20 protein-coding genes and 1 pseudogene are annotated in these 26937 nt (G+C 40.1%); 11 read left to right on the top strand and 10 right to left on the bottom strand.

What is annotated here, in order from left to right; translation table 11 throughout:
- Positions 1 to 26: 26 nt before the first annotated feature.
- From SNE_RS00350 to SNE_RS00330, 5 genes and pseudogenes are all read left to right on the top strand, one after another.
- A complete protein-coding gene (locus SNE_RS00350; RefSeq protein ID WP_013935050.1) occupies positions 27 to 590 on the top strand; it encodes a recombinase family protein in 564 nt (187 codons plus the stop codon).
- Positions 580 to 852: a DUF4158 domain-containing protein gene (locus SNE_RS00345; protein WP_013935049.1), complete on the top strand. Its 273-nt coding sequence runs from the start codon at positions 580 to 582 to the stop codon at positions 850 to 852. The genes SNE_RS00350 and SNE_RS00345 overlap by 11 nt, the downstream gene beginning before the upstream one ends.
- A gap of 35 nt (positions 853 to 887) precedes the next feature.
- Positions 888 to 1244 carry a transposase gene (locus SNE_RS00340; protein WP_013943592.1) on the top strand — a complete coding sequence of 119 codons (357 nt, stop codon included), beginning with the start codon at positions 888 to 890 and terminating at the stop codon, positions 1242 to 1244.
- Positions 1195 to 1701 carry a transposase gene (locus SNE_RS00335; protein ID WP_079891495.1) on the top strand — a complete coding sequence of 169 codons (507 nt, stop codon included), beginning with the start codon at positions 1195 to 1197 and terminating at the stop codon, positions 1699 to 1701. Before SNE_RS00340 ends, SNE_RS00335 begins: the two co-directional genes overlap by 50 nt.
- A 21-nt stretch (positions 1702 to 1722) precedes the next feature.
- Positions 1723 to 4353, top strand: a pseudogene (locus SNE_RS00330) (Tn3 family transposase); the annotation flags it as partial.
- A gap of 19 nt (positions 4354 to 4372) precedes the next feature.
- Here the strand turns inward: SNE_RS00330 and SNE_RS13115 are convergent.
- Together SNE_RS13115 and SNE_RS00325 are read right to left on the bottom strand one after the other, a co-directional pair.
- Positions 4373 to 4525, bottom strand: coding sequence for a hypothetical protein (locus tag SNE_RS13115; protein ID WP_013935047.1), 153 nt, complete (start codon positions 4523 to 4525; stop codon positions 4373 to 4375).
- Positions 4526 to 4646: 121 nt separating this feature from the next.
- Complete coding sequence (locus SNE_RS00325) at positions 4647 to 7622, bottom strand: Tn3 family transposase (RefSeq protein WP_013935046.1); 2976 nt, start codon at positions 7620 to 7622, stop codon at positions 4647 to 4649.
- Positions 7623 to 7777: 155 nt separating this feature from the next.
- Here SNE_RS00325 and SNE_RS00320 point away from each other — a divergent pair, with 155 nt between their 5' ends.
- Complete coding sequence (locus tag SNE_RS00320; RefSeq protein ID WP_013935045.1) at positions 7778 to 8362, top strand: recombinase family protein; 585 nt, start codon at positions 7778 to 7780, stop codon at positions 8360 to 8362.
- Between the two features lie 43 nt (positions 8363 to 8405).
- On the opposite strand, the gene SNE_RS00315 is transcribed toward SNE_RS00320, so the two are convergent.
- Together SNE_RS00315 and SNE_RS00310 are read right to left on the bottom strand one after the other, a co-directional pair.
- Positions 8406 to 9704, bottom strand: a complete 1299-nt coding sequence (locus SNE_RS00315; protein ID WP_013935044.1) for a multicopper oxidase family protein — start codon at positions 9702 to 9704, stop codon at positions 8406 to 8408.
- The gene (locus tag SNE_RS00310; protein WP_158307179.1) at positions 9697 to 11037 is read right to left on the bottom strand and encodes a TolC family protein; all 1341 of its coding nucleotides are present in this window, start codon (positions 11035 to 11037) and stop codon (positions 9697 to 9699) included. Before SNE_RS00310 ends, SNE_RS00315 begins: the two co-directional genes overlap by 8 nt.
- A 334-nt stretch (positions 11038 to 11371) precedes the next feature.
- On the opposite strand from SNE_RS00310, the gene SNE_RS13110 reads away from it, so the two are divergent.
- Both SNE_RS13110 and SNE_RS00295 read left to right on the top strand, forming a co-directional pair.
- Positions 11372 to 11782, top strand: a complete 411-nt coding sequence (locus tag SNE_RS13110) for a hypothetical protein (RefSeq protein ID WP_013935041.1) — start codon at positions 11372 to 11374, stop codon at positions 11780 to 11782.
- Positions 11769 to 12305, top strand: coding sequence for a DUF2231 domain-containing protein (locus SNE_RS00295; protein ID WP_013935040.1), 537 nt, complete (start codon positions 11769 to 11771; stop codon positions 12303 to 12305). The genes SNE_RS13110 and SNE_RS00295 overlap by 14 nt, the downstream gene beginning before the upstream one ends.
- Positions 12306 to 12343: 38 nt before the next feature.
- Here the strand turns inward: SNE_RS00295 and SNE_RS12045 are convergent, their stop codons facing one another.
- A complete protein-coding gene (locus SNE_RS12045; protein WP_013935039.1) occupies positions 12344 to 13174 on the bottom strand; it encodes a class I SAM-dependent methyltransferase in 831 nt (276 codons plus the stop codon).
- Between the two features lie 163 nt (positions 13175 to 13337).
- Between SNE_RS12045 and SNE_RS00285 the strand changes: the two genes are divergently transcribed.
- From SNE_RS00285 to merA, 3 genes are read left to right on the top strand one after another with little or no spacing between them, the layout of a single operon-like run.
- Entirely contained in the window at positions 13338 to 13748 is a 411-nt protein-coding gene (locus SNE_RS00285) for a hypothetical protein (protein ID WP_013935038.1), read from the top strand.
- Positions 13749 to 13762: 14 nt separating this feature from the next.
- The gene (locus tag SNE_RS00280) at positions 13763 to 14173 is read left to right on the top strand and encodes a MerR family transcriptional regulator (RefSeq protein WP_158307178.1); all 411 of its coding nucleotides are present in this window, start codon (positions 13763 to 13765) and stop codon (positions 14171 to 14173) included.
- Between the two features lie 7 nt (positions 14174 to 14180).
- A complete protein-coding gene (gene merA / locus SNE_RS00275; RefSeq protein ID WP_148258893.1) occupies positions 14181 to 16301 on the top strand; it encodes a mercury(II) reductase in 2121 nt (706 codons plus the stop codon).
- 433 nt (positions 16302 to 16734) lie between these two features.
- On the opposite strand, the gene glgP is transcribed toward merA, so the two are convergent.
- Genes glgP through SNE_RS00245 form a run of 5 tightly spaced genes read right to left on the bottom strand, consistent with a single transcriptional unit; the run spans position 16735 to position 26679 of the window.
- Positions 16735 to 18435: an alpha-glucan family phosphorylase gene (glgP, locus tag SNE_RS00265; protein WP_013935034.1), complete on the bottom strand. Its 1701-nt coding sequence runs from the start codon at positions 18433 to 18435 to the stop codon at positions 16735 to 16737.
- Positions 18432 to 21587 carry an efflux RND transporter permease subunit gene (locus tag SNE_RS00260; protein ID WP_013935033.1) on the bottom strand — a complete coding sequence of 1052 codons (3156 nt, stop codon included), beginning with the start codon at positions 21585 to 21587 and terminating at the stop codon, positions 18432 to 18434. Before SNE_RS00260 ends, glgP begins: the two co-directional genes overlap by 4 nt.
- Before the next feature lie 3 nt (positions 21588 to 21590).
- Positions 21591 to 22733 carry an efflux RND transporter periplasmic adaptor subunit gene (locus SNE_RS00255; protein WP_013935032.1) on the bottom strand — a complete coding sequence of 381 codons (1143 nt, stop codon included), beginning with the start codon at positions 22731 to 22733 and terminating at the stop codon, positions 21591 to 21593.
- Positions 22730 to 23986, bottom strand: a complete 1257-nt coding sequence (locus SNE_RS00250; protein ID WP_013935031.1) for a TolC family protein — start codon at positions 23984 to 23986, stop codon at positions 22730 to 22732. The genes SNE_RS00255 and SNE_RS00250 overlap by 4 nt, the downstream gene beginning before the upstream one ends.
- Entirely contained in the window at positions 23983 to 26679 is a 2697-nt protein-coding gene (locus SNE_RS00245; RefSeq protein WP_013935030.1) for a cation-translocating P-type ATPase, read from the bottom strand. Before SNE_RS00245 ends, SNE_RS00250 begins: the two co-directional genes overlap by 4 nt.
- Positions 26680 to 26937 lie beyond the last annotated feature (258 nt).

Here is a 26937-nt window from a genome sequence, read left to right as displayed (position 1 = left end):
AGTTATTTAACGCTTGGGAGCTTTGTATGAAGTTTGGATATGCACGCACTTCAAAATTAGAACAAAATTTAGATTTGCAAATTGACGAACTCAAAAAAGCTGGATGCGAAAGAATTATCACAGACAAAATTAGTGGCTCGGTGGCAGAAAGACCTGGGCTAGCAAAGTTAAAAGAGCAGCTAAGACCTAAAGAAGATGTGGTTGTGGTTTGGCGTTTAGATAGACTGGGTCGCTCTCTTAAGCATCTCATCGACTGGTTCATTGAGCTCGAAAAAAATGGAATTGAATTTCAAAGCCTCCATGAAAAAATAGACACTAGCTCCCCTACAGGAAAGTTAATCTTTCATCTGTTTGGGGCTCTTGCAGAGTTTGAAAAAAACCTTATTCAGGAAAGAACTCAAGCAGGACTTGCAGCTGCTAGAGCCAGGGGAAGGTTAGGGGGACGTCCAAAAAGGTTAGATTCGGCAAAGAGATCATTGGTTGTAAAGCTCTATAAAGACAAGGAATCTACAGTGAAGGAAATCTGCAATATGATGGGAATATCCAAGCCAACGCTTTATAAATATCTAAGGGAACAGAATGCAATGTGACCATTCGGCATTTAATGACCAGATCTCTGACGAAGAGCTCGCACATATCTGGACGTTAAATCCCTATGAAACAGAGTTTATTAACAAACATCAGTTTCAGTACAAATTGCATGTTGCTATTCAGCTATGTTCTTTGAGGAAATACGGAAGATTTTTAGAAGAGTTTGAAGGGATCTCAACAAAAGTTCTTAACTATTTAAACTCTCAACTGGATCAAGGAGCAAGTTTCAAAGTCTATGAATCTATCCAACTAAAAAGTTAAATGCTATATTCTTTTAAAAAAATTTAGGAGATGACATGGCAGGATTTAAGTGTTTATCAGATGAACAATGGCAACTCATTGAAGGTCTTATGGACCATACTTTTCCTTTGGAGAGAGGAACTCCTCGAAGTGATCTACGCAAAACCTGGAATTCAATACTCTTTATCTTAACGAGAGGATGTCGTTGGGCGGATCTTCCGACAGATTCCTCTCTTTTTATCCCTCGTTCTACAGCTCACAAATGGTTAAAGCAATGGAGTGTTGAAGGAGTTTTTGATAAGGTGATGAGTGGGCTATTACAGATAGCAATAATGGAAGGAAAAGTTGATCTTTCTCAAGTAGCTGTGGACGGTTCTTTTTCCCCCCGCTCCAGGAGGAGGGGAAAAAGTTGATTATGGTTATAAAGGCAAGGGAGTTCTGCTTCACTTGCTTATCGATAAAAACGGCAATGCAATAGCCATTACAACTACCGATGCAAAGGGGGATGAAAAACAGGAAGTTAGCAGATTGCTTACACAGCTTCCATTAAAGTCACTCAAAGGGCGAGTAGTTGTTCTTGAGGCAGACAAAGGTTATGATGCAGGCTGGTTACGTCAGTTTTTGTTAAACATGGGAATATTTCCTCTAATTCCCTATCGGAAAATCAAAGGAAGATGGGCGCCAGAAATTAACGAAGTTACCCATTTCTTCAAATTGAGCCCACAACGCTGGAAGGTAGAACGAGCTTTTGCTTGGTTAAAAAGACGTTGTCGTCGGCTATTGATGCGATGGGAGCGTTTATTCGTGATATGGAATGGATTGGTAATATTGGGGGTAGTTTATACTTGGATAAAAAATTTAGTTGGATAGGTTCATGTTCCCGAAAGAGAAAAAACTTATACAAAGCAGTGTCAAGACATCATTGATCACCTAGAATTTAGACGTCCCTCTATAGAAGATCAAAATGATTTATCTTCTTGGCTTGTAGAGAAAGCAGGAAATGAAATAAGAGCCGACCGACTCATTGAAATGGCAGAAGAGTGGCTTTTGGACCAAAAAATTGTCCTTCCGACAAGAAAAGTTCTAAAACGCCTTGTTGGAACCATTCTCAACCAATCTTCTCAAGGGTGGTTCAACCTCATCTATCAAAAGATCTCAGATCAAACTAAAGAGCATTTAGATCTCCTTACTTTGACCAGTTCAGAAGACCCCAAGAGCCTCTTCGCTGAACTGAAAGATTCTCCACCTGCTGCTACCATTGGATCCATCAACATCTACCTCGATCGATTTGACAAACTCAAAAAATTTGAAGATTGTGAAATCGATCTATCAGACATTCCTCTCAATTTTGTGAACCACTGCCATGAGCTTGCTAAAAGATATGATGCCTGGGAAATCAAACGCTTTTATCCAGAAAAACGATATAGCTTGCTTTCGATCTTTCTATCTGAATCTCAAAAGACCCTTCTGGATTCTTTAGTGCTCATGCATGATCAATTCATCCAAAAAATGCTAAGAGAAACAAAAAATGTCTATGAAAAGCAGCAGAGATTATACCGTAAAAAAAGCAAAGCCTCGTTAAACGGAATTTTATCTTTTCTCGATGCCTTATTCGAATGCAAAGAAAAAACCTTTGAGAATCTTTTTGATTCCTTTCCTCAAGAGGAATTAAAAAAAGACATGAAAAATGTGCGCTTTTATCGAGACCTTGAAGACAGAGGGTTTATTGAAATTTTATCTCGGAGGTACAGAGGCATTAGGAGATATTTCCCAAGATTTGTAAATCTTCCCTTTGAAATTGAGCCAGGAAATGAAGATCTCCTGATTGGAATCGATCTAATCAGGAAATTAGATGGAGAAGATATCAAAAAGTTTCCTATGTCAGCACCAATCTCATTCATCGACTTCAAATTGCACAAGGGCCTCTATAGAGAAGATGGGGCTATTCGTCGTAGCGTCTGGGAAATAGGTCTTTCGATTGCTATCAAAGATAAATTCCGCTCTGGTGATATCTATCTTCCACAAAGTAAAAGACACACTTCCTTCTGGAATTTAATCTATAGTGAAAAGAAGTGGGAACAGGAAAAGCCTAATGCATGCAAAGAGCTTCATCTTGAAGCAGATGGAGACGTTGAAACAAAAAAACTTGCTGATTCATTTGAAAGCTCCGTAGAGAAGTCTCAAGACCGATTCAGAGGAAATAAATTTGCTAAAATAGAAAAAGGGAAATTGAAACTGCGAAAGGATGATAAGCTTGAGCGCCTCCCCAGTGTAGATCTGCTGCAAAATACTATTAATGCTTCTCTTCCCAGGATAAGGATTGAAGACCTCATTGTAGAAGTCGATCAAGAGCTTCATTTTAGTCGACATTTCAACCCTATCCAAGGAAGTAGGCAAGAAACTCCCTACTCTTATAAATCGATCGTTGCAGCAATTATTGCTATGGCAACCAATCTGGGGATCATTGCCATGTCGAACAGTACTGATGAATTGAGCGTAGATATACTCAGGGATGTTGTGCGTACTTGTATCCGCGAAGAAACGATCAAGGCTGCTAATGCGGAGATTGTGAATGCTCATACAAAGCTTCCCCTAAGCAGCTATTATGGGTCAGGAGAGCTATCCTCTTCTGATGGACAAAGATTTAGAGTCCGAGGAAGTTCTCTGATAGCGTCTTATTACCCAAGATACTTTGGTTACTATGAAAAAGGAGTGAGCATTTATTCTCACGTTTCCGATCAATCCTCAGTTTTTGGAACAAAAGTCATCTCTTGTAGTCCCAGGGAAGCGCTCTACGTTCTTGACGGTCTCCTAGAGAATGACACCATTCTGGGAATCAGAGAGCACACTACTGATACTGAAGGCTATACGGAGCACATCTTTGCTCTATGTCGTCTTTTAGGATATAAATTCATGCCACGAATCAAAAATTTAAAAGATCAAACGTTCTACAGAATCGATAAGAACAAAGATTATGGAGAAATCGATGTGCTCTTAAAAAAAACAGTCGATATGGATCTCATCAAAGAGCAATGGGATCCAATGTTAAGAGTGGTTGCCTCCCTTAGAAAAAAGCTGACTCCTGCCCATGTTATCATACAAAGATTAGCAAACATCTCTCCAGCTGACAGGCTATCAAAAGCGTTTACTCATTTAGGGAGATTGGAGAAGACGCAGTATATTCTCGATTATGTAACCAATCCCCCTCTCAGGAGAAAAGCACATATTCAATTGAATAAGGGAGAATATAGGCACAAATTGCCCCGATGGATATTCTTTGCGAATCAGGGAGAGTTTCAAGCAGGTGATTACGAGGAAATGATGAACAAAGCGAGCTGTTTGAGTTTGGTATCCAATGTTATACTGTATTGGAACACAAAGAAAATTGCTGGAATTGTTGATCATTTAAGGTCTCAGGGAGAGGAAGTTTCTGAAGAGATAATCTCAAGAATATCCCTTCTTCCTTATAGACACGTTATTCCAAACGGTACGTATTTTTCAGAAAGAGCAGGTGTGAAATGAGGAAGTCATGTTTGATGAATCAAACATGATGATAGATCACGACTAAATTTTTGACAAGAAGAAGTTTAAAGTGAAAAACCGTAAGTATTTGGAAATAAGTTGTTAACAAACGAAACCGCCCTAAAATGCACGGATGAGCCCGCTCGTCCAAATTGTGATCGAGTGATTTCATCTAAGAAATTTGCGTAATTTTTGATCTTGAAAAAATCTTTACTGTTTTCTCGCTTTAATGACTCTGAAATAAAGCATTTATAAACAAGAGGGGGTATGTGCATAATACGTGTAAAAAGTAGTCACTTCAGATTTCCCCCGAGAAACTTTATCGACGTTGGCTTCGAAATCTCAGGCTTTTCATCCATGTCTAAGGTGTACTGACCAAAACGTCTAATATGCTGTCTCATGTAAGGACTCAGTTTACTGATCAATTTAGGAGTCACTCTCTTTCCTTCCTGTATCATCTGATTGATGACATTGGTTAGATCAACAACATTGCTAAGCATGATCGCATTCGCAACAAGATTCATGTATTTGAGCTGCTTTTCTTGTTCTTCTGGGTCCCCATCCTTAACGATTGGCCCCCCGAAAGAAATCCAATCCAAAAAACTATTAAAAGATTCTATTTTTGTCGTCTCAGATTGTATTTCTCGCCTAAACTTAGGGTCAGAGATGTATTGCATCAGAAAGAGAGTTCTCTCTACTCGTCCTACCTCACGAAAAGCCAAGTATAGTTTGTTTTTTCTACTGCGTGTTCCCAATTTTCTTAACAGCATAGAGGGAAGAACTTTACCTGCTTGAATGGACAAAGCCACCTGCATCATATCTTCCCAATGCGTTTCAATTAGATCCCAGTTAACGGTCTCTGTAAAAAGCTTATCGATGTGACGACAGCGAAAGTTAGGATCGGGGCGATAGAAAGTCACATCGTTCCATGTTCGCATCCGTGACATCAGTTTTATGGCTAGGAAGGGAGATAGCCCAAAAACAGCCTCTGACTGTCCTTGAGTATCGGCATGAACTTTGTCAACGTGAACGTCTGACTTATTCTGAAGAAGGCCATCAAAAATATACACAGCTTCCCAGACGCCACAAGTAATAAATTTACTGAACAAAGCGATATAAGTGTCTGAGATGTGATGATAAGCAATTCCTCCATATCCCCCATAACGGATATGCTGTTCTCCGAGAAGATTATTTTCTCGGAGCTCAATATGGGTTCCATCCGCTATGGCAGCTTGTCCTCCTCCCCAGAATTTAGGAATCTCAAAACGAATGTACTCATTGATGATGTTGGTTAAAGCAGCCTCTAGTTTTGTGATATTTACATGACTTGCATTGATTCGACGAAGAGTGTGGTAGTTGATGATTGAGGGGACATGACGGGCTGTTTGAGTGGGGCCCAGATTACACCCATAACCAAAAATAGTGAGTAGATAACGCCTGATAGAATCTGATAGTTTCGGGTCAGAACCTGAAGGAGGACCAAAGTTTTTGGTATATCCAGTCCAAACATCTGTATATTTTAGAATATCAAGTAGATGTCTTTCTGGCATTTTTGACAAAATCGTTTCCTCAAAAGCTCTCAATCCTTCTGGGGGAAGTTCTGCTTTTTGTCTTTTTAGGTGAGGGATTCCATTGGGATCAATTGTAAACTCAGAATTCATAGGGAAACTTCGGTCCACTTCTATAATCGTTCGAGCAAGACGTTTTTTCAATTGAGATACGAAGTCTCGACTATTTGTAGGGAGATTCACAACTCCGCAGTACTCTCCAAGTTTCTTGTCACACTCTTCCCAGGGCAATAGCTGAGCACGATAATCGGCATATTTTTCAGATCCTATGACAAATATATCTCCGCATAACAGACTATGCTCCAAATAGCTAAAAACACAGACTTCCAAAGCCCTTCTATCGACAAAACTCTTGCCCTTCTTGCGCTTTTGAACAAAGTAAAACCACCTTTGACTCATGAAACTCAGATCTATTTCTAGTGGAAGATATTTTCGATGTGTGTGCCGGTATTTTTTGACAAACTCAAAAGCTTGAATGAGATATTGGTCCTGCGTAGCTGAGACAATTTCAATAAGATCAAATAATTGAAATAGTACAGCGCGGTATTTTGAATGAATAGGCCAGAGAAGAGAAAGGTAATTATTGTGATGATAAGCGGAAACCTTTTCATAGATCCCCTTTAAGGTATCAACGCCCCCTTTGTCGTTAAAAATTTTTCTTACTTTCTTCCCAAATGTAGCATCCTCTTCTTCTTTAGTGTGATCAAGAACTTCCCCTAGAACAGAAATTAATGACTCCTCCCAATCACGATGTTTGTCTTGTATCAGCCTCAGTTCTTCCCTAGCTGCATTTTCGGTGCGCCTCATTCTCCTTAGAAACATGTCAACCAAAGCGTCGACTGTTTCCATTTGAGACCGATGAAGTAAACACAATAATAAGGTGAACTTTTTACCTTCATGGGCTATGCCTCGCATATCGGCAATGGAATAGGCATGTGCTTCTGAAGCGAATTGGCGAATCTTTGTAAAGGGAACTTCTTGGAGGAAAAGATTAGGATCCAGGATCTTTTTTATCCATTCCAGCCGCTCTGTCCACATCCTAATATGCCCTAAGGTAGGAGTATTTGGAGTTTGCTTCAGTCGGATGAAATCACTGATGAATTCATTGGGAGCAACATTTAATAATTTTTCTAAAGTTGACTTTTGCCACGTTGTAAGTTTTTTAGTAGCGCCCTGATAAATTTCTTCATGCACTTGGGTTCTTAAATGATTTGTCAAGCGATCCAAGGTACTAAATGCGGGGAGTTCAGTACGTTCTTTGACCAGCTCTTCTATTGCTACGTTGATCAAATCAGCTGGATCGCTCATGGTGTAGGCGGCCTTTGTAATCACTGCTTTTAAGAGCTCAATTCCCTCTTCTTTGTATGGCTTGCGTTTCAGGTATTTGCGAATGGTTTTTCTGTAGCGAGAGCGTGTCTTTTTCTGATTAGCCTCGGCAAGTAAAATTATTTCATTTGCTAATCCTAATTGCTTAGAGAGAAATGCCTTCAATTGATGAGGAGCTGATTGGAGGTTTGGGAAATAGTGCAATACTTGAGAGGTCTTGAGAAGAACAGCAAAAGTAAGCCTTTGACTATTGCCATTTGCATTCTGGTAGATCAAGCTCAGCTCTTTTTGACTCAAACTATAGAGAGTAGTCAATTCTTCTTCACTGAGCTGCTTTTTCAAAAAGGGATAGGCAGTCCTTTTAACAGAGACCATGGATTATCTCAAAAAACGTTCGTTTAACAAGACAGGATTTTGAATGTGTCGATTTTTTTCATTTATCAAGGGTAGAATTGTCTTGATTTATTATCTCATAAAACATAAAATTATATTCTCATTAAAATCAACAATAAACAAGATAAGGCTGGAAAATGAAGCGAAGATTCCTTGGTTATGCACGGGTTAGTAGGGATGACCAAAATTTGGAACTTCAAATTAACTCTCTTCAATCAGCCGGATGTAAAGAAGAGTTGATTTTTACCGATAAGATTTCTGGAGCCAAGTCGGTGCGCCCAGGACTCGAGCAATGTCTAAAAGAATTAAAAAATGGGGATACATTAATTGTTTGGAGGCTGGATAGGCTTGGAAGATCGATGTCTCATTTAGTTAAATTGATTGAAGAGCTACGCCAAGACGGGATAAGTTTTAAATCGATTTGTGATGGGGCTATTGATACAACAACTGCTTCTGGAGAATTGATATTCAATATCTTTTCTTCTCTCGCTCAGTTCGAAAGACGCCTCATTCAGGAAAGAACTCGAGCGGGACTTTCAGCGGCAAGATCTCGTGGGAAAATGGGCGGAAGAAAACCGATCCTTCCGAGTGATCCTAGAGTCAAGACAGCAAAGAGGATGCACGAGGATAAATCAATAAAGATCGAGGAGATTTGCAAAACACTGAGGATTTCAAGACCTACTTTATATCGCTATTTGAGCCTCGCAAAGGAAAGCTTTTGAATAAATTAAATCAACTATTTTTTTCGCTTAGATTTCTGCGAAGTTAATGATCAACAATAATACCATCTCTTAATAAATCCCCATGCGTTGCCGGAGCAGCAATGGATCCTCTTGGAAACGAGTAGGGTCCCGGGTCTTTATAATGATCGGTTTTTTCTCTAACCCTTAAAATATTGGCCATTCCCCCCAAAACTGTTTGGCCAAAAGGTCCGTCATAACCAAGCATGGGAATACTATTTTTGGGGATAGGCATTCCTGTTTTTGTCATATCGCGCATTCCTGTTGTTCCCATTGTCATGTATCCAGGAATCAGAGCGCGAACTTTTTCATCAAAATCCCCTACTTCCATTCCTACCATGTTTGGAAATTCATGGCCCATTTGATTCATGGTGTGATGGGTCATATGGCAGTGAAAAATCCAATCCCCTGGATTATCAGCTAAAAACTCAATGACCTTAGCGGCTCCCACTGGAACAAGAACGGTTGTTTCGGGGAGGAGTATTGATTTATTTTCTGCCCATCCTCCGTCAGACCCTATGATCTTGAATGAATAGCCGTGTAAGTGAATGGGGTGATGATCCATAGCACTTAAGTTACCGTAGCGCACCCAAACCGTATCTCCTAATTCTGCTACAAGAGGCTCTGTTGCTGGCATGACTTTTCCATTCATTGTGAGAACATTAAAATCCATTTTAAGAGTATTGGGTCTCGCTGTTCCCACATCAATATTCCATTCATGAAGCATAATCGCAAAGTCGCGATCGGGTCTTTTTGTCACATCGGGTTCTCGTTTGTGAACGAGGATCATTCCAGTTAGCCCCATCCCTTCTTGAGTCATAGAATCAAAATGGGGGTGATACATGAAGGTTCCACTATCGGGAAAAATAAATTCATAAAGGTAAGTTTCACCTGGGGGGATGGCAGGTTGAGTCACTCCTGCAACCCCATCCATTCCACAGATGATCAAAACACCATGCCAATGGACAGTCGTAGGAGCAGGAAGCTTATTCGTTACATAGATTCTCACCTTATCCCCTTCCGCCACTTCAATCATAGGGCCTGGAACAGAACCATTAAATCCCCAAGTATGAATTTTAAAACCCGATGCGACTTCCCACTCAATTTCCTCTGCAGTTAAGTGAAACACCTTAACGCCCTCGATGATTTTGTAGTTGGCTGTTGATCCATTCGGAACAACTGCAGGAGTATAATCTTTGTGAGGTATCCCTGGTGCCAAATTTTCTTTTTCAGCTTGAGCCCAAGGTCTGGGAGGAATGGTGCATTTTCCATAGGAGACACTTGAAAGTAGAACGAGAAAACACAATCCAAAAAACTTACTCATAATGTTTCCTCAATGGCATCTCAAACAAATGTTTACCAAGAACATGGCCTTTTAAAAGCGTTTGAAGTGCTACTTTAGATCTCCAATATTCCTGTTGCATGTGAATAGACTGAATTTTTTTCTCCAATTCTTCCCGTTTTGCTGAGAGTAGATGAAAAATCCCTAATTGCATGGCATTATGTTGTAAGAGAGTAGAGTGGGTGATCTGTTCTGCTAATGGAACAATTATTTTTTCCAAATAACGGCTTTGTCTAAAAGCATTAAGCAAAGAAAATCTAGATGAGCGGGCTTTTGATCGGATTTCTATTGCAAGAGCAGTGTACTGATTCCACTCTTGCATGATTTTAGCTTGAGCTTTCGCTGAGTTGGCCTGACCAAAGTCAAATAGAGGAATTGCTAAGCTAAAAGCGGGGCCCACATACCACACACTGTCATCTCTTTCGCTACTCACACCTATATCGAGCTGAGGAAATACCAGCTTTGTCGTGTCAATTCCAAATCCAGCAGCTGTTGCTAAAATTCTCTTATAAGCAACTCTTAGATCAATGCTACTCATAATCGCATCATTTTCGACATCCTTAAAATCCTTTTCTTCCATGGGAATTGCAGGCAATCCCAAAGCAATCTTCCAGTCAATCTGATACCCCCAAAGCCCCATGAGGATATTGAGCTTTTCCCTTGCTTCTAAGACGGCGATTTCCCAAGATGCTACCTCGAGTTTTGATTGTTCATAGAGAGAGCGCTCCATCGATACTTGTAAGTCTTTGATGTTGCCCGCTTCAAATAGCCTTTGGGCCGCTTCATAAGAGAGCTGCGTTGCCAAGAGAATTTGCTTTTTTAATTTCCATATCTGCTCTGCGGCTTGAAGCCTATAAAAAGCAATTTTTGTCTCTGCGATAACATCGAGAACTTGAGTAGTAACCATGGCTTGTGCTGCTTCCAATTCAGCCTGTGCCATTCTCTTTTTCAAAGGAATTAGCAGGATTTCTAAAAAATTCTGAAATAAGCTGATATCGATCAAGTCTGTGACGGCTGATTGGGTAGAGAATCGGTAGGAAAATGAGAAGATGGGATTTTTTAGAAGACCAGCTTGTGCGAGTTGTGCTTTAGCAATTCCAAGGCTTTCATAAGTCCCCTGAAGATTTTGATTATTAAGCAAAGCGATCTGAACTGCAAACTCTCCCGTTAGTTCTTTTTGGAGCAAATCCCCAGCTGAAATGGTGGTGACTGAGTCTTGAATGGAGGTATCCCAATAGATATTTTGCCCAGTGAGATTCGTAATAGCTTCTTGAACTTGGCTGAAAGTGGGTTGAGGATTAGTGTCGACTCTCATGCAGCTACTTAAGAGTAGCATCAAAACAAAAAATGGGAAGACCTTTTTAATGATGGGGATGAACATGGATCTCTTGTTTTTCGATATTATTGCTTTCTGGGATATCCAATATTGGTGATAACTCTATCTGAGAAATTTTCGCATTAGAAGAGGCTGGATGATTTTGAGTTTGAATGGGAATTTTATAGCTTGCACATCCTGTCACAAAAAACAGTATTACGAAGAAAACGATTTTTATTAATGCTTGACACATGATTTGCTTTTAAAAAAAAGAAGATTTATATGCAATTTAAGAAATGATTAGAAAATTATTTGAATTATTCCAGTGGTTTTTATGAGAATAGCTATTTTATTTGTGGGACTGTTGTTAACTCTTAAAGCATTCGCATGTCCCATCACAATCACCAATGATACCGGTCAAAAAATCATCATCATCGATCCTAGGGGGGCTGAGGCGATTTTTCTTGATCAGAATGAAACAGGAGTGATTGATCCCACAATCATCCACGCATTGATGAAATACCTCCAGAACGAAAAGCTCGATTTTTATTACCCCAATCACACCACCCATCCAAATAGCTACTACAAAAAATACAGACTTACGGAAAAGTACTGCGTTGATGATCCAAAGGAAAGCGAACTCACGGTCTCCCAAATCACCAATTTCATTCAAAACCCTTCTGATCGGTTTAAGGTCGAAGAATTTTATCCACTGCAAAAAATTCACGACCATGGTCATCACTAACGATAAAAAAGCCGATTGGTTTATGAGTTTGTCAGATATTCCAGATTTGCACCCTATTTTTGTTCACTTTGTTGTTGGGTTATTGACCTTATCTGTGATTTTACAACTCCTTGTACGCATAATGCCTAGGATATTTCAAATCAAAGTAAAAGAAGAACTTGCTATCATGGCCAAATGGTGCCTTTGGATTGGCATCGGGTTTGCAGTGTTAGCTATCATCACTGGTTTTCTCGCATATTATACCGTTTTTTCTCACGATGCATTGTCTCATCATGCGATGAATTGGCATAGAAACTGGGCTCTTTTCTCCTTTGGGCTGTTTCTCGTCCTTGGAATATGGTCCTACTTGAATGATCGGAAGTTTCGAAAAGTTTCCTGTTTTTTCTTAGTGGTTTTATTTTTGGCAGGAATAGCACTTACAGAAGCCGCTAGAAGAGGGGGCGAACTTGTCTATGAATATGGAATTGGAGTAGAAGCGGTTCCTACGGAAGACGACCATCAACAAAATCACGAGCATCACTAGAACAAAAGAGCATTTTGTTCTTTGTTGAACTTATAGGTCTATTGTAGTTTCGCTGGAACCGCCATTTGATCCGGGTAATCTTCATGTCTTACAACGACTGCAATTCTGTAATATTGACCTGCATATTTAGCGAACACCCCATCTAATTTTCCTGCTAGCGATTCGTAGTGAATAATTTTTAAGGTCGGAGCAGAGGCTAGGATCGAGCTAAGGTTTCTGGTAATATCTGCAAAAACACATTTGGTAATTACATTTAAAGTAGTTCTTTGCCAGGAAAGCGGTACATCGTCATCTCTTAACTTATCAAATATAACAATTTTCCCACCTGGATCAAGGACGCGCTCAGCTTCTTGCAATGCAAGAGAGGGGTTGGGAATAGATGCCACAGAGAGTGGAAAATAGATTTTATCAAATTTTTCATGCTCAAACGGAAGATACTGAGCATCTCCGATGAAACAATTCTCCTCGGAAATCTCGAGTTGTCTAGCTTTAATCTTGCTTTGATGCACCATTTCTGGGGAAAAGTCAAAAGCTCGTAAAGCTAATTTATTCGTTTGCTCAGGTAAACATTCAAAGTCTAAACCGCTTCCTTCACCGACAAGCAAAATCCGGTCCTCTGATTGTACATCCATGAGCTCAATGGCTCTCATTCGGCCGGGTTTGAACCCACTCACAACACTATCCCACACAGTATAGGCGAAAATTTGATAACTGACATTCTGAATCCATTGAGAAACTTGACTCCAACAGCTAGGATCTTGCTCATGATTATCTTCAGCAATATCTTGCTGGACGGTTTCTTCGTAGTTTGAAGCTACTCCTTCATAGCCTCCGGCATGTTTTCTTTGATGTAATTCACTTGTTGCCATTTTTTTCTCCTTCTAACTTTAGTTTAACCTGGAAGAATCTGATAATCATTTTAGCACCAAAGAAAAATTTTTCCTAAAATAAAAAATCGCTTGACTTTGTATCAAGGTACCAGGTTTAGCCTCTTTATAGATTTTTAACAAAACCTTTATCAGGAGGTCATTTATGGCTACCGAAATTCAGTTAAAACAAGTGGTTCACCCCTCTTACAAGCAAGGTGTAGGAGAATCAGATTCTTCTCAGTCCTCAGGAGAAGTGAGTGTTCCCCTAGGGATAGCAGACACTAAAAGTACAATCACACCAGCTCCTAAAAAGGATTGCTGTGATTACATCGTTCCCCCTGAAAAACAACCCAACTGTTGGCAAGGGCTAACTCCTTGCCAAAAAACGACCATCTGCTGCGGAGGAGTGGTTGTAGCTGGAGGAGGAACATTAGGGGCTTTGATTGGAACTGGAACGATTTCTGCTTCTGGAGGAGGACTGGTTGCGATTATTGTAATCGGAGTTTGTTGCTCAATCAAATTAGCAGTTGGTACAGCGTGGTGTTATGCGAAATTTTCTTCTCAAGATAAATGAAGGATTTTTACTTTATGAAAAAATTATCAGCTGGCGAGCTGGCGAAAGAGGCTCAAATTGGTTTTGAAACAATTCGATACTATGAAAAGCGAGGCATCTTACCAAAGCCTAACAAATCAGCTTCAGGCTATCGAGAATATTCTGAACAGAGTGTGGCTCAAGTCAAGCTAATCAAAAGGATGCAAAAATTGGGTTTTTCTCTTGTAGAGATCAAGCGTTTATTTCTCGAAGAAAATCCCTATCAGAAAGAGTGCCAAGTTGTTGAGAGAAAATTAAAGGTAAAGATGGGGGAAATCGAGAAAAAAATCTCTGAACTCCAGGTAATCAAAGCCGGCCTCTCAGAAATCTTAAAAACTTGTCAGAAAAATATGAAGAAAGAGTCCTGCCCTTTACTTCATGAGTCAAATGAATTAGAAAATAAATAGGAGAAAAATGATGTCTTCATGTTGTTCCACTGTCCAAAAACAACTCCACTTTGTGATTATTGGTGGAGGTTCTGCTGCTTTTTCAGCAGCATTAAACGCAGCTTCTCTTGGAGCGCGTGCAACAATTATCAATTCAGGCCTCCCCATTGGGGGCACCTGTGTTAATGTGGGATGTGTTCCCTCAAAAACTCTCATTCGAGGAGCCGAAACCGTTCATAGGGCGAGCAAAAGTCATTTTGATGGAATAGAAACCCACGCTGATGTGACAGACTTTAAAGCGGTGATCGAACAAAAAAGAGCTCTTGTTGAGGGGCTCCGACAAGCAAAATATCTCGATGTGATTTCGGGAAATGACAATATTCAAATCATTTCTGGAAAGGCAAAAATTTTGAGCAAAAATGTTGTTGAGGTGAATTCCACTCCTATAGAAGCCGATCGGATTTTAATTGCCACAGGAACGCATCCTTATATTCCTCCTATTCCTGGGCTAGAAGAAACAGGATACTTGACTTCTACTTCTGCTTTTGAGCTTGAAGAGCTTCCTAAGTCCATGATTGTCCTCGGAGGGCGGTATATTGCTCTTGAGTGTGCTCAGATGTTTGCTCGCATGGGAACAAAAGTGACTATTTTACAAAGATCCTCCCGTATCCTACCCAACGAGACCGAAGATTTAACGGCAGCTTTAACGGAATATCTGAGAAGCGAAGGAATCAACATTGTGACAGGAGTTCAGATTAGAGGGGCTTTTAAAAACGAAGGGCTTCATGCTCTTTCCGTTGAAGTGGGTGGAGCTGTAAAAACTTTTGCTGCTGAGAAAATTTTGGTTGCGACAGGAACGGCTCCTAATACGAGAAAAATGGGTCTTAAAAAAGTCGGTGTAGAACGTGATGACAATGGCTTTATCAAAGTAGATGACATGCTAAGGACGAGCATTGAAGGGATCTATGCAGCGGGTGATGTGATTGGAGAGCCAAAGTTTGTCTACACAGCGGCCTATGAAGGAGGGCTAGCTGCTCAAAATGCTCTAGGCTCTTCTCCTGAGCTAAGAGACTACTCTGCGCTTCCTTGGGTCATTTTTACTGATCCACAAGTTGCAGGAGTTGGATTAGATGAGAGGATGGCTCAAACACTAGGGATAAATTTTCAAGTCTCTGTTTTGCCACTTAGCCAAGTTCCAAGGAGCATAGCCGCGCGCGATGCACGAGGATTTATCAAACTGATACGGGATAAAGATACAGATCTTCTGATCGGCGCCCGTATTTTGGCACCTGAAGGAAGTGAGCTCCTCATGCAAATTGTTGGTGCCATCAAAAATAAAACAACTACAAGAGATCTCGCAGCTATGTTTTACCCTTATTTGACGCTTTCAGAAGGGGTAAAGTTAGCAGCTCTTGGATTTACTCAAGACATTCATAAGCTCTCTTGCTGCTCTAGCATGGTCGTTAGGCCAAGTAGTGGGGAAATTGCGGTTCATGAAGAAAGCGCTTCTATAAAAGTTAAAAAGATGCTGCAACAATTTAGCCAAGTCCTTTCTCTAGTAGAGAGACAAAAAAGTCTTGATAGTAAACATGTTCAAGTTCATCAAGCGATTCTTCGGATGCTTGCTGAAGAAGGTAGACCTTTAAGTCTTTCTGAAATTGCAGATATTGTTGGGAGCGATCACGTTGCTGCTACCTTGAAAACCTTAGGAGAACGTGATCTAGTCATTCTGAATAGGGAAAATGAGATAGTGGGCGCTTATCCTATGACAACGGAAAAAACGCCCCATGTAGTTACGATCAATGGTCATTCCATTTACGCTGTCTGCGCTTTTGATGCGTTAGCAATAAGTGCCATGTTTAAGAAGAAAGCCGTCATTGACTCCGAGTGTTCTATGACAAGAAAGCCTATTCAGATCAAACTTAACCAAGAAGAAATTCTAGCAACCAATCTTCCAAATATTCATGTAGGTATTCGCATGCAAAATCCTGGCTCATGTGCTGCCGAAAGTATTTGCCGGGAAATGGTCTTTTTAGAAAACGCAAAAGTCGCAGAAGAATGGAGAAAGCATAAAGAGAATGTGTATATATTTACTTTACCAGAAGCTGTGCAACTCTCTATAAACTACTTTACTCCCCTCCTCTCATAAATGGGTCATGAACTAACAGGAATATGATGAAAAACAAAGATCGGAAATTTTTAGGAGCTTCGATAGGTTTTGGCTTTTTAAGCGCAGCCTGTTGTATTTTACCGCTTCTTTCTGCGCTGTTTGGACTTTCTTTCTTAAGCGTTTTGGCCGTTAAGATAGAGAAGTTTCGGTGGGTGTTTATTGTTTTGGCTATCTTATTTCTTGGGGTAGGGTGTTTTTGGCTTTATCGTGAAAAAAAGAAATGCGCTTGCTTGAGCAAAAAAAAATTACTCATGTTTTTTATTGTGGTGGCAATGGTCTTGGTTTTGGTATTTTTTCCCTATATTTTGGGTTTTTTCTTATCAAAATCGTGTTGAAAAGGAACTTTTTTACTGATACTGTATCTCATTGAACATTGTCTTAGAAAAATGATATAAATAGGTCCATTAATTTGTTATTTAAAATAAGCGTTTAAAACATATTGTTGTAACAATCTTTGGCTATTGAAAAAAGAGCCATTTAATGCAATACAATGTTGCATAATAGAAATGAATTTTTCTCTTTCTTCATAAAACATTGGAATAATTACTTTTCCAAGCTTTTCATAGAGCCAAAAAGCATCCTCGCGCGTGTTATTTTTTGATTCATTTTTTTGATTATCATCTGCAATGGACCATCCTGTAATCCCTTCGATGCAACCTTCTATCCACCAACCATCTAAAATACTTAAAGAGGGGACTGCGTTTACAGCTGCCTTCATCCCGCTGGTTCCAGAAGCTTCCATAGGAGTTTGTGGGGTATTTAACCAAAGATCCACTCCACTGGTGATCAACTTTGCAAGCTCTAAGTCGTAATTTTCGAGATACACAATATGAACATCATTCTTAAGAAACTCTTTAGCGCGATAGATCCTTTGAATGAGCTCCTTTCCTTCTTGATCCTGTGGATGGGCTTTACCGGCAAAAATAATCTGGATGTTCCCTTTTTCCTTAACCATAGACTTGAGTCTTTCCATATCTTGGAAAAGAAGATCCCCCCGTTTATATGCCGCTGCTCTTCTAGCAAACCCTATGGTTAACACATCTTGATTCATTTCAATATTAGTATTCTCATTCACATATTGGATCAGCTCCTTTTTGGCTTGCATATGAGCTTGCCACACCCCATCTTTAGGGATATTTAAGGCATAACGAAGACTAAAATTATCCTCTTTCCATGAGGGAATATGACGGTCGTACAATGCTTGAAATGAGGGAGAGACCCATCTTGTAATGTTGATTCCATTTGTAATCGAGTCAATCGAATAATGGCCAAACATGAGATTGGAGGTTTCTCCATGTTTCTTTGCAACCCCGTTGACATAATGGCTTAGGTTTAAAGCCAGGTAGGTTAGATTTAAAACACCCTCGCAGCAAAAAATATCTTTCCTACTAAATACCTCTCGATTACTGAAAACGCGGGTGACAAGCTCCATAGGAAATTTACTATGCGCTGCAGCGACAGGGGTGTGCGTGGTAAATACACATTTCCTTTTCACATTTTCTATATCTTCTTCTGAAACGGCGTCTCTTCCAGATTGTTTTCGAGATTCTTCAAGAAGTTCCAAAGTGAGTAGGCTTGCATGCCCTTCATTCATATGGAAGCGCTCTAAATCTTGATACCCTAAAGCTCGAAGCATTTTCACTCCACCTATCCCTAAAAGCACTTCTTGACACAGTCGATAGTATTCATCTCCCCCATAGAGATAATCGCTTAGGGCCCTATCGCCCTCAGTATTTTCAGGAAGATTAGTATCTAAGAAGAGAATGGGGATGCTAAAATTAGTTAGAGATTTTATTTCAAATTTCCATGCTCTTACTTGAATTTTGCGATTGTCAATCTCTAGTGTGATTCGCTCTGGCAACTCTTCTAGAAATTCTTCGATGATCCATTCAACGGGTGTTTCTTCTTGCCATCCTTTTGAATCCAACTTTTGATTAAAATATCCCTTTCGATAGAGCAAGGTAACAGCTATCATGGGAACTTTAAGATCTAAAGCTGCAAAAATCGTATCACCAGCTAATACCCCCAGTCCCCCGCTATAAGTTGGTAAGGCTTCTTCTAGGGCAATTTCCATGGAGAAATAAGCAATCTTTCTATGCTGACTCATAATCATTCTTTTTTTCGTTTATACACATACGTTTTCCACAGTACAAAAATAACAGGGATGACAAAAAGGGTTAGAAGAGTGAGGGAAACAAGTCCTCCCCAAAGCGGCAGAGCTATCCGTTTTGCAATATCAGATCCCACCTTATCACTGACCATAATTGGAATTAACCCAATGATATTTAACCCAATGGCCATCATAAAGGGACGTATTCTTAATGTGGCCTGCGATAATGTCATGGTAATAATGTCCTGCGCTGATTGGATTTTTCCATCAGTTTCCCACCTCTTGTAACCCTCTTCTAAATAAACAAGCATGATGGAAATCGTCTGAGCTGCTATGCCTAGTAAAGCGATCATTCCTACCCAAACGGCTACAGAAGTATTATACCCAGCGAAGGATAAAAAGAAGATGGCTCCAATCGCAGCAAAGGGAACTGAAAGCATGACAATCAAAGAGGGAATAAAAGCTTTGAAGTTCATATAAAGGATCAGTAATACCAATAAAATTGTCAAAGGTACCATGTAGGAAAGGAGAGTTTGAATTCTCTCGAGGTATTCGTATTGACCAGTCCATTTAAGAAAATACCCCCGTGGAAGTTTCAGCTCAGAAGCGACTGCTTGTTTGGCAATATCTACGAAACCTCCAATATCAGATGTCTCTAAATCGACATAGACCCATCCTGAAAAATATCCCATTTCATCTTTGATCATTGATGGACCCATGGTAACCTTAACTTCACCAAGTTGCCCTAACGGTACATGGGCAAATTTCGAAAGCTCTTGTGTATCTTCCATCCTTGCCATTGGCTTGTTGATGGGAACGAGAGCTTGCTTAAGAGTAGATACATCGTCGCGAAGTCCTCTTGGATATCGAATATTCACAGTATATCTTTCTCTGCCTTCAATCGTCTCTGTGATATCTTCACCACCGATCGCGCTTTGTACAAATCCCATGACCTCAGTGATTGTCAGTCCATATCTAGCGAGGGCATCGCGGTCTGGAATGAAATCAATGTAAAATCCTCCTAGCTCTCTTTCAGCATAAACACTTCTCGTTCCAGGAACTTTCTTGAGTATTGTTTCTAAATGAGTCCCAATCTGATTGATTGTTTCCAAATTATCACCGAATACTTTTACCCCAACTGCTGTTCGAATCCCAGTGGTGAGCATATCTAAGCGCGCTTTGATGGGCATTGTGAACGCATTCTGGACTCCTTTGAAGTTTAAGGCTTCGTTCATCTCTTGAATGAGTTTATCCTTTGTCATCCCTTTTCTCCATTTATCCTTAGGATGAAGGAGAATAACCGTCTCAATCATGGAAAGTGGGGCAGGATCCGTGGAAGTATCCGCTCTTCCCGCTTTTCCAAATACACGTTTGACTTCAGGAAAAGAGTACAAAATCCCATCTTGCTTTTGTACTAACTCTCTTGCAGCTTCGATTGAAATGCCCGGAGTCGTAATCGGCATGAAAAGGATATCCTTTTCATCTAAAGGAGGCATAAATTCAGAACCCAGTTTAAGATAAAAAGGGATAGCAGAGACGATAAGAATAAGAGTGCCACACACAACGGTCTTACGATGGTTCAAACAAAATTGCAATGCAGGGCGATAGACATATCCCAAAACTTTATTGACAGGATTAGAGAGAGAGGGGCGAATTTTCCCTTTGATAAAGGACATCATAAGGGCGGGAACTAGGGTAATTCCTAACAAAGCCCCAAAAGCAACAGCAAACGTTTTTGTATAAGCAAGAGGAGAAAATAATTTTCCTTCCTGAGCTTGCAGGCTAAAAATAGGGATAAATCCGATCACAATGATGAGCAATGAGGCAAAAATACTTGGACCGAGTTCTTTAGCTGCTTCCAAAACAACATCTAAATGAGGCTTGCCTTCCTTATTTTCTTCCAATTTCTTATGGGCATTCTCGGTCATAATGACCGCTGAATCAACAACATCTCCAATGGCAATGATAATACCTGCTAATGACATGATATTTGCTGAAAGCCCCATATAGTACATCGGAATAAACGCTAAAATGACAGCAACGGGTAAGGTTAGAATTGAAACAAGCGAAGAGCGAAAATGAAATAGAAATATATAAATAATAAGAAAGACAAGAATAAGCTCTTCCCCGATATTCTCAAAAAGAGTTTTCATTGAATCAATAATTAATCGGGAACGATCATATGTTGTAACAAGCTTGACCCCAGGAGGAAAGGCGCTTTGAACCTGCTTAATCTTTGTTTTTATATCCTTAATCACTTTTAGGGGGTTTTCCCCATAGCGCATCACAACAATGCCACCAACGACTTCCCCTTTTCCGTCAAGTTCAGCTAACCCTCTTCGTATATTACCCCCTATTTGCACACGCGAAAGATCTTTAATGGTTACAGGGCTACCCATTTGGTCTGTTCCGACAACGACCTGCTCTATCATTTTTGAGTCGGTGATATACCCACTTCCCCTGACTGCATATTCATGTTGAGCCATTTCAATCACTCGGGCTCCGATATACAAGTTGGAGTCTTGAAGGGCTTTGCGTACATGATTGATGGAAAGCCCATAAGATTGGAGCTTAACAGGATCCACTTCTACTTGGTATTCCTTTTCATATCCCCCGACACTTGCAATTTCTGCAACTCCTGGAACTGCTGCCAACCAGTACCGCAAATACCAATCCTGAAAACTGCGGAGCTGTTGCAAATTGTACCGACCACTCTCATCTATGAGAGCATATTCGAAGACCCATCCAACACCTGTAGCGTCAGGGCCAATTGTTGGAGTTACCCCCTTAGGCAATTGTCCCTGAAGGGGGGAAAGATATTCCAAGGTTCGACTTCTCGCCCAATAAATATCAGTCCCTTCTTCAAAAAGGACATAGACGAACGAAAAACCAAACATTGTAAACCCTCTTACAACTTTTACATTTGGTGCAGAAAGAAAAGCAGAAACGATAGGGTAAGTCACCTGGTCTTCAATTAAATTGGGACTTTGACCTTTCCACTCTGTAAAAATAATCACTTGAGTGTCCGACAGGTCGGGAAGCGCATCCATTGGGGTGTTCCGAATCGCATAACCAGCCCATATAAGCATTAGCACCGTAATCACATAGATGATAAAGCGATTCTTGGCGCTCCATTCAATGATTTTTGCGATCATTCGCTAATGATCTCCTCGTTGCCTTGTCTCTCCGCTGCCAAATCCAGAAATTCGACTTTCCGAGTCGAGTAAGAATTGTGAGTTAGTTACAACCTTTTCGCCTTCTCTAACACCCGAGAGCACTTGATAGTAGCCATCTGCCAAATACCCCAGTTCTACCTCTCTCATGACAAAACGTCCAATATCTTCTTCAATAAAGATCAGATTTCTAAGACCTGTCTCAATGACTGCATTTTGAGGAATCGCCAGCGATCTTCCCATATTCACTTGTAGCTCTGTAACTCCATACATTTCAGGCTTAAGAAGATATGAGGGGTTATCGACATCAATACGAACTTTAAGAGTGCGTGTTTTAGGATCAATGACATAATTGATAAAGGAAATCGAACCTTTAAAATGAAGATCTGGAAAGGCTGTGATAGAAAAATTAACGTCTTGACCGAGTTTCATAAGCGAAATATCTTGTTCATAAATATCCGCAAAAACCCAAACCCAAGAAAGATCTGCTATCGTGAAAAGATTAATACCAGGACCCACGTTCATTCCAGAATAGGCATTTTTCTCTAATACGATTCCAGTAACGGGAGAAAAGAAAGTTAAATCATATGAGGGTTTTTTTGTTTCATGTAGTCTTGAGATTTCTACCATTGGGACATCCCAAAGTTCCATCCGCTCTCTTGCCGCCTGCAAAAGATCTTTATTAGACTGTTTAAGCTCTTCAGCAAACATCCCTTTAGGAATTTTCTCTGACCCGCTTAACGCCAAAAGATACTCCTCTTGAGTGGCATATAATTCTGGGCTATAAACAGTGAAGAGAGGGGCATCAACAAAAACAGGCTTATTTGTAAAATCAACGTAGAGCTTTTCAATCCACCCTGTTATTTTCGTTTGGATTTTAAAAATCTTTCTCTCATCTACTGCTACAATGCCAACTGTCCTGATAGAGCGGACTAGATCTCTTACTTGAGCGAGCTCTGTTGTAATCCCATACATTTGAAGGCGAGAGGACTCAATAACAATTGTGGTGGATTGCTCGCTTTTTTTATTCTCGTTAGATTTTTTTGAGTTTTCATAGGTATCATGGTCTCTTTTCGAACAGCTCGTAAAGAGTACCGTAAAAAATAAGTAAATGATTAAGGGTTTCACTGTATTTCTCCCAGATTGATACCTATGGTTCTTTCTAATTCTGCAAGGAAAATTTCGCGTTCTACCCTTGCTAGCTCGAAATCTAGTTGATACTGATAATATTGACGAATGGTGTCCAAAAGAGTTAAAAAACCCCCTTTTCCGGCTTGATAATCTGCCTTCCCTGACTCAAGGCTTTCTAAGGTTTTTGGTAAAATCCCAGATTCTAACAGTAAAATGCGTTCATTAAGGGAATCAACTTTAGCAAGAATTTCTCGAATTCGGCCATTGATTGTTGATCTCAGCCCCTCCAGATCATCTTCGTATGCTTTTGCCAATGCTTTTGCTTTTTGAACATCTCTTCTTTGTTTCCAAGGAATCCATAGAGGAATATTAATTCCTACCGATACACCCCATGCCGTATCATTACTTCCCAATATATGATCAAAACGACTCCCTATGATAAAATTTGGGAAATATTCCCTTTTTGCCAAGTCCTTCCGAAAATTTTGTTCTCCAATCCTCGATTCGATTCCTTTGATCTCAGGATTGTGTTGAGAAGAATTCCACTTTAATAATGTATGATTTAAAGAAAGTTGAGGGGTAAAAAGAGCTTCTGGTGTTCCTATGGTTTCAAAGGCATCACGATTTAAAATAGCATTGATCATCGACAGTAATCGATCTTTTGTGGCTATTAGCTTGAGTTTTTCATCATCGAGCCATTGCAATTCCACTTGAGCTTTTACTGCTTCAGAAAAGCTGTCTTCTCCAGCTCGATAAAGGGCAAAGGTTATTTGAACAAATTCTGAAATAATACTTCGATTAAACTCATTAATTTCTAGAGCTGTATCATAATAGTAGAGCTGATAAAATAGTCTTTTGCTTTCCAGAATCAAATCTTGCATAGTGGCTATATTTTCGCTTTTAAGAAATGCCACCTGCTGTCCTTCAATCTTCCCTTTTAGAGACAATTTCCCTGGAAAGGGGATTTCTTGTGTGACTGTGTAGCGCGTCTTTGGTGTAAAGGGGCTGTTGGAAGTAGAGCCAAAGGGCTGATCATGGCGCATCACTGTAAATTCAGGATCTTCTAGGATCTGTACTCTTTTTTGAAAAAACTCTGCAGCTTTTATTCTCTCTTTTGTGGCAGCAAGATCTGGATTTCTCTTAAGAACGTCTTGAATGAGGCTTTCCAAACGCAAGGGCGAAAAAATCTCGGCTTCTTCAGCAAAGAGGATGCTTATATTCAAAAGACATAGGCAAATGATTCGTTTCATATTTTTTTTCGTCCTAACAGCCAGTTTATTAGAGACCCAAGGAAAAATATGAGTACAGCAATACCCAAAATGACTCCCCAATCGATTAATCCCAGTGCTACAGTACCAAGGACTTTTTGCAAAGGGGGCAAGTAAACAACCGCCACTTGAAGCAGTAATGAGCTACCAAGTGCCATAAGTAGCCATCGATTTGAAAAAAAGCTGATATGATAAGGCATACGCACCATCTGAACTCTTACTAATTCAACAACAACTAAAGTAGTTAGAGCCATCGTTTGCGCATGCTTAGCGCTTTCTCTTAACCCAAAATGACAAGCCCCGAGAGTCCCAATTGCAATGACCACGCTAATAAGGAATAACCGAAAAAAAGTGTGCACAGATAAGATCTGTTCATTTGGTCTCCTAGGAGGTTTTTTCATTGCTTGAGGATCGGTTGGATCCATGGCAAAAGCAATAGCCGGAAATCCATCCGTCAAAAGATTTAAAAACAAAAGCTGAACAGGCATTAGAGAAAGAAAAGGATTGCCTTGCGCATCTTTAAACCCCAAAGCAATTCCTGCAAAAATAATCAATAATTCGGCCATATTGGAAGAAAGGAGATAATTAACGAACTTCAAAATATTATCATAAATACCTCGTCCCTCCTCTATCGCCTGAACGATCGAAGCAAAATTGTCATCGGTAACAATCATATCTGCGGTCTCTTTGGCAACGTCAGAGCCCTTAATTCCCATAGCTATGCCGATATCAGCTTCTTTCATGGCAGGGGCATCATTCACCCCATCACCAGTAACTCCTACAACCTCTCCTTTTCGTTTCCATGCTTTGACTATACGCAGTTTATGTTCTGCTGAAACGCGTGCATAGATACAGGTATGGGTAAGATTTTCTTCGAGCTTATTTTCATCCCAGTTATCTAATTCTTTTCCGGTAACCGCCTGCAGTTTTTCCTTGGACAAACCAAGTTCTGCTCCTATTGCAGTCGCTGTATCTTTATGATCTCCTGTAATCATCACAGGAAAAATGCCGGCCTCTTCAGAGTGAGTCATAGCCTCTTTTGCCTCAGGGCGTGGTGGGTCAATCATCCCTATAAGCCCAACAAATATAAGTTTCTCTTCAATAGATTCTGAAGACTGATGTTCCTCCGGTAGCTCACGAAAAGCCAGGGCAAGGACACGAAGAGCCTTGGAAGCTAACTCCTGATTGGCTTCAACAATTCTAGCGCGATGCGATTCATTGAGCTCAATAGTATTTCCTTGAAATAAGATCTTATCACACAAGTCAACAATAATATCTGGCGCGCCCTTAGCATACAGAACTTTTCCCTGATCAGAGCTTCTAACAACACTCATTCTTTTTCGTTCTGAATCAAAGGGAATTTCTGTGATGAAAGGGTGGCTTTTATCTAGTCCTTCCTTTTCCAAATGACCCTTTTTACCCAAAACAAGCAAAGCGGCTTCCGTCGGATCTCCCACAATCTTCCAATCACCCTCAGAATAGGTTAAAGAAGCATTGTTGCAGAGCATTCCAATTTCAAGGAGTTTCATAAAGCTCGGATCTGATGTGAATTCTATTTTCTTAGATTGTAAAACAAAATCTCCTTCAGGATCATACCCTGTTCCAGAGACTTCAATCCATTCTTCGTTGGTCCAAATTTTTTTAACGCATAGCTCATTTTTAGTAAGAGTCCCCGTCTTATCTGTACAAATAACGGTTGAGCATCCAAGAGTCTCTACAGAAGGAAGCTTTCGGATAAGCGCCCTCCGCTTTGCCATTTTCCGCACACCAATCGCTAAGGTTATCGTAACAATAGCGGGAAGCCCCTCAGGAATGGCTGCTACTGCAAGACTTGTTGAAATCAGCAAAAGATCAACAAAAGAGAACCCTTTCAGATACCCTATGAGAAACACAACACCCACAATCCCTAAGCAAAAAAAGACAAGTTTATGACCTAACTTTTGCAATTTTATCTGGAGGGGAGTCAGTTGCTTTTCTTGTGTCCGAAGAAGTGAAGCAATCTTTCCAAGCTCTGTAGAGCCCCCTGTTTCTGTGACAATTAAAGATCTTTTACCAGTGCTTATAATAGTTCCCATAAATCCCATATTTTTCCGATCACCTATGGCCATTTTTTCATCACTGATAGGCGCTGAGATTTTATGAACAGGATTTGACTCTCCTGTCAATATTGCTTCTTGAGTCGATAATTGTATGTAATCGACGATACGTCCATCTGCAGGAATAATATCCCCCGCTTCGAGGATAACGAGGTCTCCTGGGACTAAGTTCTTTGTTTCGATGGTAATCAGATTTCCATTCCGCATGACCTTGCATGTAGGGATAGATAATTTCTTTAATGCAGATATAGATTTTTGAGCACTTAACTCTTGAACAAAACCTATGATGCCATTGAGGACTATAATGACAGCAATTGCTATCGCATCAATCCATTCATTTAAAACCCCTGATATGATCGCAGCTGCGATGAGAAGCCAAACGATAAAGTTGGAAAATTGATTTAAGAAAAGAAGGATCAAAGAAGGAGGTTTTGCTTCTGGCAGAACATTACTTCCGTACTCTTTGAGTCTTTCTGCAGCAATTTCGTTAGTTAGTCCGTTTTCTAGATCAGACTGCAGGTCAGCAGTGAGATCAGAAACAGAAACATTCCACCAACTTTTTTTCTTATTTTTTTCCATAGGCATATTTGAATATAATTCTCATTATTTTCATCCATATCATCAAAAGAAATTTTTATAATATAAATAAAGTGAAGAAAGATAAAAAAATAGATCTAATTAGGTGTGTTGCATAACTCAAATCTGAGTTATGCAACAACCCTCTGAAAAGGAACTTTCTTGCTGATGTTGTATCGATTGAAAATTAGTTGGTTCCGAAGGAAAGAATATAAAGTGACTACTTTTTACACGTATTATGCACATACCCCAAGAGCGTTT

It is taken from the genome of Simkania negevensis Z (assembly GCF_000237205.1).
Lineage (GTDB): Bacteria > Chlamydiota > Chlamydiia > Chlamydiales > Simkaniaceae > Simkania > Simkania negevensis.
This window is presented reverse-complemented; position numbering and strand designations above follow the sequence as displayed.